9 protein-coding genes and 1 pseudogene are annotated in these 13,421 nt (G+C 48.1%); 2 read left to right on the forward strand and 8 right to left on the reverse strand.

Going from position 1 to position 13,421, the window contains the following annotated elements; translation table 11 throughout:
* Nucleotides 1-271: 271 nt before the first annotated feature.
* The 4 genes from rhlB to pyrB all read right to left on the reverse strand — a co-directional run bounded on the left by rhlB (nucleotide 272) and on the right by pyrB (nucleotide 3,968).
* Entirely contained in the window at nucleotides 272-1,684 is a 1,413-nt protein-coding gene (rhlB, locus tag MJO57_RS09710) for an ATP-dependent RNA helicase RhlB (protein ID WP_252024912.1), read from the reverse strand.
* 382 nt (nucleotides 1,685-2,066) lie between these two features.
* Complete coding sequence (locus MJO57_RS09715; protein WP_252024914.1) at nucleotides 2,067-2,369, reverse strand: hypothetical protein; 303 nt, start codon at nucleotides 2,367-2,369, stop codon at nucleotides 2,067-2,069.
* Between the two features lie 185 nt (nucleotides 2,370-2,554).
* Nucleotides 2,555-3,013 (reverse strand): aspartate carbamoyltransferase regulatory subunit, encoded by a 459-nt coding sequence (gene pyrI, locus MJO57_RS09720; protein WP_252024916.1) that lies wholly within the window; start codon nucleotides 3,011-3,013, stop codon nucleotides 2,555-2,557.
* 10 nt (nucleotides 3,014-3,023) lie between these two features.
* Entirely contained in the window at nucleotides 3,024-3,968 is a 945-nt protein-coding gene (pyrB, locus tag MJO57_RS09725; RefSeq protein ID WP_252024918.1) for an aspartate carbamoyltransferase, read from the reverse strand.
* A gap of 464 nt (nucleotides 3,969-4,432) precedes the next feature.
* Between pyrB and MJO57_RS09730 the strand changes: the two genes are divergently transcribed.
* Nucleotides 4,433-6,049, forward strand: a complete 1,617-nt coding sequence (locus MJO57_RS09730; protein ID WP_252024920.1) for a VRR-NUC domain-containing protein — start codon at nucleotides 4,433-4,435, stop codon at nucleotides 6,047-6,049.
* Between the two features lie 53 nt (nucleotides 6,050-6,102).
* Here MJO57_RS09730 and MJO57_RS09735 read toward each other — a convergent pair whose 3' ends face one another.
* From MJO57_RS09735 to MJO57_RS09750, 4 genes and pseudogenes are all read right to left on the reverse strand, one after another.
* Complete coding sequence (locus MJO57_RS09735; protein WP_252024922.1) at nucleotides 6,103-6,513, reverse strand: hypothetical protein; 411 nt, start codon at nucleotides 6,511-6,513, stop codon at nucleotides 6,103-6,105.
* A gap of 331 nt (nucleotides 6,514-6,844) precedes the next feature.
* Nucleotides 6,845-8,512, reverse strand: a complete 1,668-nt coding sequence (ettA, locus tag MJO57_RS09740) for an energy-dependent translational throttle protein EttA (RefSeq protein WP_252024924.1) — start codon at nucleotides 8,510-8,512, stop codon at nucleotides 6,845-6,847.
* A 100-nt stretch (nucleotides 8,513-8,612) separates the two neighbouring features.
* Nucleotides 8,613-9,986: an SET domain-containing protein gene (locus MJO57_RS09745; protein ID WP_252024926.1), complete on the reverse strand. Its 1,374-nt coding sequence runs from the start codon at nucleotides 9,984-9,986 to the stop codon at nucleotides 8,613-8,615.
* 556 nt (nucleotides 9,987-10,542) lie between these two features.
* Nucleotides 10,543-11,498 (reverse strand): annotated as a pseudogene (locus MJO57_RS09750) (IS1595 family transposase).
* Nucleotides 11,499-11,836: 338 nt separating this feature from the next.
* Here MJO57_RS09750 and glyA point away from each other — a divergent pair.
* Complete coding sequence (gene glyA / locus MJO57_RS09755; RefSeq protein ID WP_252024928.1) at nucleotides 11,837-13,102, forward strand: serine hydroxymethyltransferase; 1,266 nt, start codon at nucleotides 11,837-11,839, stop codon at nucleotides 13,100-13,102.
* Nucleotides 13,103-13,421 lie beyond the last annotated feature (319 nt).

Raw genomic sequence — 13,421 nt, forward strand, 5'->3', positions numbered from 1 at the left:
AGGCAGCTCCCTTGTCTGTTTTTGGGGTCACTCATACTTGATTCTTATCGAAAACATTTCGTCCGGCAAGGCTAAATTTCGATGAAGAATAAAAAAAAATTTTGTCCTCCTAAAAAGGTTTAAGTTGATGTGTTTTACTTTTATGCTTGTAGAGATATATCGTCTTTTTTTATAAAAAACTTACTGTTTTTGTGATTGTTATCTCTTTTAATCATTAATGTTTAAGTCCATGTGAGCAGGCGAATCAGTAAAGTTCGCCTGCACAATGAGCTTAATGAGGTTTACTTTTTCGGGGGTCAATAAGCAGCTGTTCTGGTGGGTAGTCTTTGTTCAGTTTATCACCCAGCAGCGCTTCAAGATCCGGAATCAGAAACGAATCATCTTCACAAGCAAAGCTGATACTGGTTCCGCTAGCCCCCGCTCTCCCCGTTCTGCCAATTCTGTGGACATAGTCATCAGGGTCTTCAGGCAGGTTGTAGTTGATGACATGGCTGATTCCGTCAATGTGGATTCCCCGGCCAGCAACATCGGTAGCCACCAGTACTGAAATTTTTCCAGAGCGGAAATTCTCCAGGGTTCTGAGGCGCTTGTTCTGGGGGACTTCTCCAGAGATCTGGTCTGCCTTGATCCCAACCTTTTGCAGCTTTTCGGTCAGTTTTCGGGTTTGGTCCCTGCGATTAGTGAAAACAATGACTTTTTCCAGCTGATGATGATTAATCAGGTTCACCAGCAAGGGAAACTTCTGTTCAGATGAGAGAATGTAAACCTTTTGTTCCACCGTGTCGGTGGCAACACTGTCAGGCTCGATCTCAACCTTTACCGGGTTCCAGGTCCACTGCTCTCCAAGCCTTAACACATCATCAGTGAATGTTGCAGAGAATAGCAGCGTCTGACGGTCTCCCGGCCTTGGCGTCATGCGGATAATACGTCGTACCTGTGGGATAAAACCCATGTCCAGCATGCGGTCTGCTTCGTCAATCACCATGACTTCGACCAGGTCCAGGAACAGGTCTTTACGCTCACAGTAGTCCAGCAGACGTCCGGGCGTTGCAACAAGAATATCAACATAATTTTCGCTGATACGTTTGCGTTGCTTTTCATAATCCATGCCGCCCACAACGGTGACGACATGCAGTGGCAGGTATTGTGTCAGAGCCTCTGCATCATTTCCTATCTGTAAGGCCAGTTCTCGCGTGGGAGCGATAATGACAGCACGAGGTTCGCCCAGGTAACGTTTATCCGGTGCAGGGGTATCAATCAGCTGCTTGATCGTGCTGATCAGAAATGCTGCCGTTTTGCCGGTTCCCGTTTGCGCCTTGCCGATAGCATCCCGTCCTGCCAGTGTGCTGCCCAGTACCTCTGCCTGAATAGGTGTGCAGTACTTGAAACCCTGGTCAGCAACCGCATGCATCAGCTCGCTGGGCAGTTCAAAATCATGAAAACGGGTCTTTTCGGGGTCCGGAGCCACCTGAAACTGGTCAATGCTCCAGCTTTCCTGCGCCGGAGTATGGCGGCCCGGCTTTCTGCTGCCGGTTTGCTTCGGACGCTTTGATGATTTGCCCTGAACGTTATTTCTGGAACGCGAAGCCTGTTTTTTGCTGTCAGAAGGCGCTTTCCTCCCTTTTTCAGGGGAAGCGTCCTGACTCGTGCTTCTTTTCTTAAAAAATCCTAGAAAACCACTCAATGCTTTAATCTCGTTCCTTTCAGTCCTGAAAAATGGCTTTACCTGTTGGAAGCCGGGTGAGCCAGCTATGAGGATACAATGTTTATCCCGGTCGTCGCAGAGATGGGCGAGGAAGAAATTAGCTGGTTATTACCATGGCCACTTTTCAAATAATGAGAGTGGATACGGTACTGGGTGTACGGTCCCAAAGACGTTTCGGGATCTTCACGGTAAATGACATGGCGTATTATCGCGCCGATTTGATGGACAAATCAAACTGACTGTACGTTATAGCGCGAATCATTGAAATAGTGTCTTTCCACCAGGCAACATCCGATTGCGTGGTGGACATTGTGAAATGGCTGAGAGCCACCCCGGGGAAATTAGCAGTGGCCCTATCTGGTCAAACTTCCCCGGATTTATCCCACTCATCGGATGGTTCATCATCCGCTTTTTTGCCAAGCCACAACGGTTCAGACTTGCCTTTCTTGGTCACTTTTCTTTTTTTTCTTTCCAGCCACTGCTTGTTGAGGACCATTATCAGTGCAGGGTCGGGTACCGGCCTTACCGGGAGGTGCTTGAACAAAGCGGCAAAAAAGCTGGCTTCTTCAGCGAAATTGTAGTTTTTAGCTATTTCAGACTCTGCTCGCACAGGGTCAGGCATGCAACGATTACCAATAAAGTTAGAAATTGGACAAGAACTCATGGTTGTCACCTACTAACTGGCTGAAAATTAAATAATAGTTGGATATTCTGTGTATGGATGTTAGACATTGGTGGAGTTAGCTTGCCAGCAGGAAGGATTTTGTTTTGCTATTTCAATCCATTGTTTTATCAAGCTTGAAGTGAGGGGCGCTCTTTATTTGATACAGAGCACCCTTGTTCTTGCCCTTATCTCAGTTCTGCCACAATTTCCTTACTGAAGGACTTTTCGCAATAATGGCACTTCAATTGGATATCATTGCTCTTTTGACGCAGGTAGAAATAGCTCTCGACCGGTTCATTATGAGTAATGCAGTTAGAGTTGGGGCAGGCAAATGCTGCTCTCAGTGTTTTCGGAATGGCCATTGTGAACTTATCGACCACCCGGTAATCATCAATTACGTTGATGGTTGCGCTGGGCGCGAACAGTGCCAGTTCATTGGCCTCCTGTTCGGTAAACATCCGTCCTTCAACCTTGATAATGTCTTTAAAACCCAGGGCTTTACTGGGTAAATTAAAGCCCACCGTGATGCGCGCTTCACTGTTCAGCAAGTGAAGACGGTCGAGGATTTTTACCCCCTGTCCAGCCGGAATATGGTCGATGACGGTTCCCTGGCAGATGGCTTCAACCTGAAGTTTGTTGCTCATCGATCATTCCTCATATCTTGTTACGCATCTTGTCATAAAGAGATTCATTGAGAATCAGGGCCAGCAGTGCCTGACGGGCAAATACCCCGTTTCGGGCCTGTTCAAAGTAATAGGCATGCGGGGTCTGATCGACTTCAACAGCTATCTCATCAACCCTTGGCAGAGGGTGCAGGACTTTCAGGTGGGCTGGTGCCTCTTTCAGGGATTCATTGGTCAGCACATAGTTCGAGGCAATGTGCTTATACTCGGTTTCATCGAATCGTTCTTTCTGAACCCGGGTCATGTAAATGATATCCGTATCGGCAACCACTTCTTCTATGCTTTCAGCGCGGCGCCACTGGATACCTTTTTCGTCCAGTTCCTGCAGGATGTAGTCCGGCATTGCCAGTGCATCCGGGGCAATAAAAGTAAACTCTGCATTAAAGTGCGTCAGGGCCTGGGCCAGTGAGTGCACAGTCCTGCCATATTTCAGGTCGCCGACAAAGGTGACTTTCAAGTTATCCAGTCGACCCTGGCACTCGCGAATGCTGAACAGGTCAAGGAGGGTCTGGGTAGGGTGCTGGTTGGAGCCGTCACCGCCATTGATTACGGGTACACTGGAGAATTCCGAGGCCAGCCGGGCAGCCCCTTCCTGAGGGTGGCGCATCACTACGGCATCGGTATAGGAACTGATGATTTTGATGGAATCAGCGAGCGTTTCCCCTTTTTTGGCAGAGGTATTGCCACCGTCGGCAAAACCAATCAGGGTTCCCCCTAATCTTTGAACAGCCGTTTCAAATGAGAGGCGTGTGCGGGTGGATGCCTCAAAAAAACAGCTGGCAATCACTTTGCCCTGCAGTAGACCGGGACGTGGCGTTTGTTTGAGTTCAGCAGCCACTTCAAGAATCTGTTCCATATCTTCCCGGGTAAGGTCAGCTATGGAGATAATGTTCCTGTTAAAGAACCTGTTTCCCATGGGGGTAATACCTGTCGCCTTTGGTCATTTTTAAGTCAAAAAAAAGCCCCTGGATTAAGGGGCTTCTTTTTGAAATACAGATAAAGTGGTTAAATCAGCACCAGAAATAAGGATCCTGCTTCCTCTTTTGATTGACTGACGGTTCATGTGCAAGCGCAGTGTCATCGAAACCCTATTCTGGATGAATGTCTTTCAGGTTAATTCTTTCTGGTTAAAAAGTCAGGTTTGCCATCAAGCAACGGCTCGTCTGGTTGGCAAATTGTTTGAGATTTTACACTTCAACTGTCGTTGGTCAAGCGATTTTCCGCTTTCTGGTCCGAGGTTGACCGAGATGGTCAGAAACTGGCCTGTCCAGTCCCGCTCATGTTCTGGATGTTCAGGAATTTGAGGGTAAAATCCAGATGCTGGTGACATGAAAGTGAAAGGTGAGGCGGAGAGTACGCTGAAAAAATGGGACTTTATTCTTGCAAAAACCGGTTGTATTACCTGAAGACTATTATCTTACCAATTTTCAGAAACTGCTTGGTTTTGTTGAGAAGCAGTATGCTGATCTGTTGAGTTGCCGTGAAACCGATTTTCTAAACGGGTTCTGGCTGCTGGAGGAGGATGCCCGGAAACTCTATGTGCGACTGGCCGGTCGGAAAGGGCCGATGTTTCGGTCGGATAAACTGAGCTATCCGGAGATTACATCCATTGAACTGGCGGTGAATCAACTGGTTGGCGCTGGTTTTATGCAGGTTAACCCACCGCTGGATATGGTTGCTCTGTCAGACCTTATGACCAAAAGTGAGTTGTTGCTCTGTTTTCCTGACTCGCTTGGGCCTTACCGACGGGAACGTAAGCAGGCACTGGTAAACCGACTGGTTGATAGCGGTAACGCCTGTCCTGATCTTCCATTTATCACACTTCAACCTCAGTATCAGGAAGAATTGAGAACCTTACTGTTTCTGTTCTTTGGTAACCTCCGTCAGGATTTGACGGAGTTCGTACTTCAGGATTTGGGATTGACTCGCTTCGAAAATTATCCGCTTAAATTCCGATTGTTCAATGGCCGGGAGGAGCTGAAGCAGGGGTTGAGTCTGTCGCAGCTCTGGCAGGAAGTTGCCTGTGAAAATAACCAGCTTGACCTCGATGAGTTGCAGGCCCTGGCCGCTAAATTGCCGCCATCGTCTGACTTTATCCATCCGGTATTCAAGCGTCGGCATGCGCGGTTGGCGAATGCCATTGCCCGTGATCTGGAAAGGCAAGGTGCATTGCGGGAGGCGATTGCCTGTTTTCAGCAGTCGTATTTGCCCCCGTCCCGGGAGCGGCAAGCTCGCATTATGGCCAAACTCAACGATACTGCTGGCGCTATTGCGCTTTGTGAGGAGATACAGGCTTCACCGGCCAGCAGTCTGGAGTTGGCTTTTGCTTATCGGTTTTCCAGAATCCTGAAGAGAGAGAAGCGCAGACGGCAATCTGTCCGGTTTGATGAATTGGCTCTTGAGTTGAATGACAATGGTCAGCGGGTTGAATTTCAGGTTCAGGAATATTTCAGCAACCGGGGCTGGCAGGTTTTTTATGTAGAGAATGCACTGATCAACGGGCTGGTCGGCCTATGGTTCTGGGACATTATTTTTGCTGACAGGGAGGGGGCATTCTTTCAACCATTTCAGAGTGCGCCTTCAGATTTGATGACACCCGATTTTTATCAGAGCAGTAAGGATTTAATTGATCAAAGGTTGTCAGACATGTCTGATAGCTATCTGCTGGGCACTCTGCTGGCAACCTTCAACGAGAAGCAGGGGATCAGTAATCGTCTGGTTCACTGGCCGGCACTCAGTCCGGAGCTGATTACGCTTGCAGTATCGTTGATACCTGTTGATCAACTACGAGCCATGTTTCAACGACTGATTTTTGATATTGCCCATAACCGAACCGGGTTTCCGGATCTGATTCTTTTTGATCCTGAGAATAGCCGGTATCAATGGCTTGAAGTTAAAGGGCCGGGAGACAAGCTGCAGGAAAACCAGAAATTGTGGTTGGTTTTTTTTCAAGAGAACGGGATTCCTGCAGAGGTAGTGTATGTCAGATGGATATAAGCCTGATTAATGAGAAGATGGAGCTGCAACTGCAGGCTCCGTCAGTTATCAGGTTATTCTTCTTTGGTAATTTCGTCATTTTCATCGGTGTTATCATCCGGCTTTTTATCCGTTAATGTCAGGTCCTTGATAAATAACACCATGGGCGAGCGGTGATCCAGTTCCAGGGTTATTCTGCAACTGTCTGAACAATTACCGGCCGGGATTTCAAAGGTATCGGTAGCGGGGCTGTTCCAGGCGTGTCCGTGTACCTCATGGCCTGCGGCAATTGGCTGATCATTGAAGTAGATATTGACAATGGTGTCTGCACCCCAGCCAGCCCAGGTGAAGTTTGCCAACACCGTGTCATGGCCATCCAGTTCTACCGGAAAGCTGACTTTGCTGCCCGGGATCGTCAACCTCCAGGAATTATAAGCGAAGTTACCGGTGCGCTTGTGACTGTATTCTGGCTGACCGGTAAACACTCCTGATATGGCATACGAATTCAATTGATTATTGGAAATATTGGCGGAGATTTTGCCAATCTCATCGGCGAATGCGGATGACAGTTTGCAGATGAACAGCAGAAGTAAAACCCGATACAGCTTCATAAAATGCTCCCAACTCATAAACAGGGTTAAAGTCAGTGATGTTAAAAAAGTGCGTTCGTTAAGAGCACCCAGTGTTTTAGGTACTGACTAACAGTCCGCTCAACAATAGACTTGCTGTTGCCGGTAAAGTTCATTGGAGAAGTTAAAATGAAGAAGGAACTGACTACCCGAGCAAGTAGTCAGTGGCAGCGCTGATTATTGGTGATCAGGCATCAATACGTTTGTATTTGATACGATGGGGGCCTGCGGCTTCTTGACCCAGACGGGCAACGCGGTCTGCTTCGTACTCGGTGTAGTTACCTTCAAAGAAGGTCACTTTGGAATCGCCTTCGTACGCCAGAATGTGAGTCGCTACACGATCCAGGAACCAACGGTCGTGGGATATCACCATGGCACAGCCAGGGAAGGCCAGCAAGGCTTCTTCCAGTGCTCGCAGGGTTTCTACGTCGAGGTCGTTGGAAGGTTCGTCCAGCAGCAGTACATTACCACCGTCTTTTAATGTGGCAGCCAGCTGGAGACGGCCACGCTCACCACCGGAAAGTTCACCAACACGCTTCTGCTGATCGCCCCCTTTGAAGTTGAAACGACCAATATAGGAACGGGACTGTATTTCATAGTTGTTGATGCGCAGAATGTCCTGGCCGTCGGAAATGGCCTCCCAGACCGTTTTACTGTCGTCCAGTTCATCACGGAGCTGCTGCACGTTGGAGATCTTAACGGTGTCTCCCAGTTCAACGGTTCCGGAGTCCGGCTGTTCCTGACCAGTGATCATTTTGAACAGGGTGGACTTACCGGCACCGTTACCACCGATAATGCCAACAATGGCACCTTTTGGTATGCTGAAGCTCAGGTTATCAATCAGTAGGCGGTCACCAAACCCTTTGCACAGGTTGTTGACTTCAATAACCTTATCCCCCAGGCGCGGACCGGGTGGAATGTAAATCTCATTGGTCTCGTTACGGGCCTGGAAGTCCTGGGACTGCATCTCTTCAAAGCGGGCCAGACGGGCTTTGGACTTGGACTGACGCCCCTTGGCATTGGAGCGAGCCCACTCAAGCTCATGCTCCATGGCCTTGCGGCGGGCATCCTGCTGCTTCTGTTCCTGCTCAAGACGCTGTTCTTTCTGTTCCAGCCAGGAACTGTAGTTGCCCTGGTAAGGAATGCCTTCACCGCGATCCAGTTCCAGAATCCAGCCAGCAGCGTTGTCCAGGAAGTAACGGTCGTGGGTGATCGCCACCACGGTTCCCGGATATTCGACCAGGAAGCGTTCCAGCCAGGCAACGGATTCCGCATCCAGGTGGTTGGTTGGCTCGTCCAGCAGCAGCATTTCCGGGCCGGAGAGCAGCAGGCGGCAAAGAGCAACACGGCGGCGCTCACCACCAGAGAGGTTTTCGATTTTGGCATCCCACTCTGGCAGACGCAGAGCATCCGCTGCAACTTCCAGTTTACGCTCCAGGTTGTGGGCGTCGGCTGCCTGAATAATGTTTTCCAGACGAGCCTGCTCAGTGGCCAGGGCATCAAAGTCGGCATCCGGATCAGCGTAAGCGGCATAAACTTCGTCCAGGCGCTGCTGGGCAGCTTTTACTTCACCCAGTGCTTCCTCGACGATTTCACGTACGGTTTTAGCCGGATCCAGCTCAGGTTCCTGAGGCAGGTATCCGACATTGAGGTTCGGTTGAGGGCGTGCTTCACCGTCAAACTCCTGATCCACTCCGGCCATAATACGGAGGAGCGTGGATTTACCCGCACCATTCAGGCCCAGAACACCAATTTTGGCGCCCGGAAAAAAGGAGAGGGAAATATTTTTTAAAATCTGACGTTTCGGGGGAACGATTTTGCTCACCCGGTTCATGGTATACACGTACTGTGCCATGTTTCTGGGTCTCTGATTCTATAAGGGTTAACCAACCAAAGATACTGGATGCCCGCAGCCTTGGCAATGGTTTATTCGATAGCGATTGTTCGATTTAATTTTACCAATAGGCAGCAATATGTTGTTTTAATTGTTGAACGGTGACCCAGGTTCGATTCCCGTTAAATATTGAACGAGTTAAATAGGTTTTCAGATCTTGTATATTTTCAGTCGTTAATTTGTCCATAACCGTGTTTTTTGATGTTCTGGTTTTTCCCGGAGATAAATGTGAAGCCAGATCTTCCAGAATTGATGCTTTATCAGAGAAAATGATGTTGAGCAGTTTTATCTGATAAAAACTCAATTTCTCTGTTATTTGATCAATGGTTGCCGGTATGCCATTTGTTGTACGAATATCTTCTGTTATCTCTATGATCTGGCCAATGTCATCATCAAGTTTCGGTGGCAGTATAACGTCTTTTTCCAGTTTTCTTGATGATAGTCTTTGCTCTTTGGGTAAATGGTGTAAATGTTTTTGACTGAGGGTGTTAATTCTCTTGATTATCTTGTTTCTTTGTTCTTCGCTTGCTTTTTCTACATCTGACATGTTGAAGTCTATTTCAGAGTCAGGCTTGTTTTTATCGTAGTCGAATAGCAACTCTTCTCCCGGTTTAATATCACTTAGCGCCACAACCATCAGCTGAAGACTGTCCTTATCCTCCCATTCCACCGTGTTCATGCCGGTATAGCGAATCATGACATTGGCTTTCTTGGAGTGATTCAGGAACCGAATATCCTGTTCACAGTTACGGCCAAGCTCAATGACCGGTCTGCCAGCTTTGGCAATAAAAACACCAGACCATGCGACAAAGGTGTCGTTTTCCAGGAAATCGAGAACAGTGAAGCCATCATCGGTGATATTCTTGATCGTAAAGACGTGATATTTTCCACTATGATAATTAAGGATTCTATACATCAATGGCCCATCGTAAGGACAGACTACCTCACCCGCTTTAATGTTTTGGGTAGCAATTACACCGGTACCGTCGACAACGCCTTCTGTTGAACTTTTGTACCGGGCAGAGAATTCGGTACCCGGTGATATCGGCGTTGCTGCCCTTTCTGAAACAGGCGAGTCAGGAGAATACAGTGTTTCCTGTCTGTTATCACCAGTACTGCCATCATATTGGGTAAAACGATCAAGTTCAGATGTTATCAAATCTTTGAAAGATGATAGATCTTTTATTAATGCTGAATAATTCTCTCCGGGAACAATTATGGTATTTCTGGCTTTTAAAAGCACCATCGAATGATCAAATACTGTTTTCACATCATCAATACAATGATTGCAATTGGATGGCAGATAATTATTAGCTGCTGTGTTGCTATCAAGTTTCTGGAAGCATGGCTTTTTTGCTGGTGGAGTATAGGTATCTGCTGCGTCAAATCGACGTAACGTCGGTATTTGGCCAAATTCAAATCCAGTGGATTGCATTGTCGATATCCTTCATGGTCTTTTTGCTATTCTGTTTATTCTTGACCATAAGATCAGCTTTAAGTTCAAAATCGCGATTATTGTTTGTTTTATTACTTTCAATTTTGAATGAGCAAATTCATTCCTGATTACCACTGATCGTACGTCATGACACAGGGAAAGATAATTTAAGAATATACGTGCAGCTTTTCATTCTTTATGTCTATAACCCGGTAAAGAAATAAGGCTCTTTTCGGGTTACAGACTGCTCTGCAATGAAAATTGGCCAAAGGCCTTGATATACAATGCCTTCAGGAAACTGCTGGCTAAATATTGCCAAGCCCTGCCACAGGAGGATTCCAGCCTGATTTATGAAATCAGCAGTCTGCAATACGAAAAGAGCCAGAAATAATAGAACCTCTCCAGTATTACCGGTGGAGCAGGCATCATGACGGCTTGTTCTCCAGATTATCAACTAAATTCGGTTTCATAACCGCTCCGAACAAGCAAAGACCCACATCATCATTCGAAATAATGATATTAATACGTCAACTGACTTTCAATTATCGGTTGATGGCTAACCCGGTTTCCACTGGACGTCTGGCAGTTTGAGAAGTCGATCCGGCATCGGTGCTGTATTGACTGCAGCCCGACCTAGCCTTGAGATCATTGAAGGCATATCAAAACGCCGGTTAAACCGATAGTTGAACTCTGATAGATAACGGCCCAGATGCTTGGGGTCGAGCTTATGGTAAGTACCGGTAATCGCTGTTTTCACGTTTCCCAGCATGGTATTTACCCAGGTGAACAACTCATTCTCCATGGATGCATGCCCACCACCGGTAATGATGGCTGTGTGCTGGCATCCGGCATCTTCAATACCCCGGAAACAGGACAAGCCATCGCTGACGGCCCGGACACCCTTTTTCAGGGCATGTTCTGCCCACTCCTGAATGGTTTTTCGCCGGAAGTTATCAACGGCATTGAACTTCATGTAGATAGGTGGTTATCAGCATCTGTCTGAACTGCGGCCACGAAGGGGGCTTTGTTCTCTGAGCCTCTGCCCCGGCGGCCTCTGTGGCGCTCTCCGCCCCAATAGGCGTCATCAATCTGAACAAAACCACTCAACTGCCAGCTGTTATCTCTTTCCATCATGACCTGCATGAGTTTGTGTTTCATGCGCAATGCGGCATTGTAGGAAATGCCAAGTTGTCGATGAAGCGTCAGGCAAGAAATCCCCGCTTTATTCTGGGTGACGAGATAGATACCCAGAAACCAGGTAGCTAGAGGCAGCTTTGTTGAGTCAAAGATAGTGTTACTGGTAAGCGAGGTTTGGCAACGGCAGCAATTGCACTGGAATTCAGCTTTCCGGTGAAGCTTGCAGAAACTGCGGGAGCCACACTTCGGGCATTGGAAGCCATCTGGCCAGCGCCAAGAGGACAGCGCGTTCTCACACTGCTCTTCACTGCCGTAATTAGCCAGAAATTGCATAATGCCAAGGCCTTTTTGGAACTGAATGGTGTTTTTACACATCAGTTTTACCTCCAAAACACATGACTATCGACGTTTATTATAGCAGCTGGCTCACGACGTAGGGTCGGTGGTAATCAGGAATTCATTTGACGATCAGCAGATTAACAGAAATGTACAATGTAAATCATTCCATCGAGAAAACAGTGTATGGGGGTTAAGTTACAGCTAACTGGCTTATAGCCAGTTTGCTGGTTGATTTTCCCTGTATTAGCCCGGTAAAAAATCATTTATCCTCTGCCGATTTCACTCAAGCTGTATTAGAATAGCGTTTCTCTACCGACATCCAGGCATTTTACCGGCTCGTCCTGCGGGCTGTTAACAGGCAACCGAGGTAATGAATGTTCACAAAGGACATGACCATCGCTGAATTTGATCCGGAGCTGAAGGCGGCTATTGATGCAGAAACCCTGCGTCAGGAAGAGCATATTGAGCTGATCGCATCCGAGAACTATGCCAGTCCACGAGTTATGGAAGCTCAGGGCAGTGTGCTGACCAACAAATACGCTGAAGGTTATCCTGGCAAGCGTTATTACGGTGGCTGTGAGTACGTAGATGTTGCTGAGCAGCTGGCCATCGACCGTGCCAAGGTGCTGTTTGGTGCTGGTTATGCCAACGTTCAGCCTCACTCGGGCTCCCAGGCAAACTCGGCCGTATTCATGGCCTTGCTCAAGCCCGGTGATACTATTCTGGGTATGAGTCTGGCTCATGGTGGCCACCTTACCCATGGTGCCAGCGTCAGTTCTTCTGGTCGGATCTACAATGCCGTGCAGTATGGCATTACGCCTGATACGGGTGAGCTGGATTACGCAGAAGTTGAGCGCCTTGCCCTGGAACATAAACCCAAACTCATTATTGCCGGTTTTTCTGCATACTCCAGGATTATTGACTGGCAGCGTTTTCGTGATATTGCTGATAAGGTTGGTGCCTACCTGCTGGTGGATATGGCCCATATTGCCGGTTTAGTGGCTGCAGGTGTTTATCCTTCTCCGGTGGGCATTGCTGATGTGGTCACCACCACTACCCACAAAACCCTGGGCGGACCTCGCGGTGGTTTGATCCTGGCCGCTGAAGATGAAGAGCTGAACAAGAAACTGAATTTTGCTGTCTTCCCTGAGTCTCAGGGTGGTCCTCTGTGCCATGTGATTGCCGCCAAGGCCGTCTGCTTTAAAGAAGCGATGTCCGATGAATTCAAGGCTTATCAGGCTCAGGTGGTCAGGAATGCCCAGGCCATGACCCGGGTAATGATGGAGCGTGGCATCAAGATTGTTTCCGGTGGAACCGATGACCACCTGTTCCTGATGGATCTGATCGGTAAGGAATACACTGGCAAAGATGCGGAAGCAGCCCTTGGCCGTGCCAATATCACGGTGAACAAGAATGCGGTACCTAATGACCCACGTTCACCTTTCGTAACCAGCGGTCTGCGTATCGGCACGCCAGCGATTACCCGTCGTGGCTTTAATGAACAGGACTCTGCCGCACTGGCCGGCTGGATCTGCGATGTCCTGGACGCCCTGGGCGATGGCTCCGGTGATCAACAGGTGGAAGCAGAAGTAAAAGCCAGCGTGTTGGAAATCTGTTCGCGCCTGCCCGTTTATAAGTAACCGGTTGAGTTGCAACAGAAAGCCGCTGTGCCTTAAAGCATAAGGTCAGCGGCTTTTTTATCGATCATAAGGTTGCCTGTGAATCTGAATTCAGCGAAACCACTTCTGACATGGTTAAAGGGGCGGGGTTGACGTAGCGGTTCTTAAGGTTGGAAAGCGATTATCTGCGCTGCATGTTGTCCTCTCAGAACCCACTCAGGGTTCTGATATGCGGGTAGAAACCGGAAGCTTGTAATAAAACTGCAGCTGGTTATTATTGCTACAGGGCATATGGCTAATTCTGTCCCCCTGATTCCCTCAAAAACTCAAGGATTAACTG

It is taken from the genome of Endozoicomonas sp. SCSIO W0465 (genome assembly GCF_023716865.1).
In the GTDB taxonomy this organism is placed as follows: domain Bacteria; phylum Pseudomonadota; class Gammaproteobacteria; order Pseudomonadales; family Endozoicomonadaceae; genus Endozoicomonas.

Coding starts and splice junctions, on each gene's coding strand:
- MJO57_RS09715 (WP_252024914.1), bottom strand. CDS start 2,369: ATGAGTTCTTGTCCAATTTCTAACTTTATTGGTAATCGTTGCATGCCT.
- pyrI (WP_252024916.1), bottom strand. CDS start 3,013: ATGAGCAACAAACTTCAGGTTGAAGCCATCTGCCAGGGAACCGTCATC.
- pyrB (WP_252024918.1), bottom strand. CDS start 3,968: ATGGGAAACAGGTTCTTTAACAGGAACATTATCTCCATAGCTGACCTT.
- ettA (WP_252024924.1), bottom strand. CDS start 8,512: ATGGCACAGTACGTGTATACCATGAACCGGGTGAGCAAAATCGTTCCC.
- MJO57_RS09745 (WP_252024926.1), bottom strand. CDS start 9,986: ATGCAATCCACTGGATTTGAATTTGGCCAAATACCGACGTTACGTCGA.
- glyA (WP_252024928.1), top strand. CDS start 11,837: ATGTTCACAAAGGACATGACCATCGCTGAATTTGATCCGGAGCTGAAG.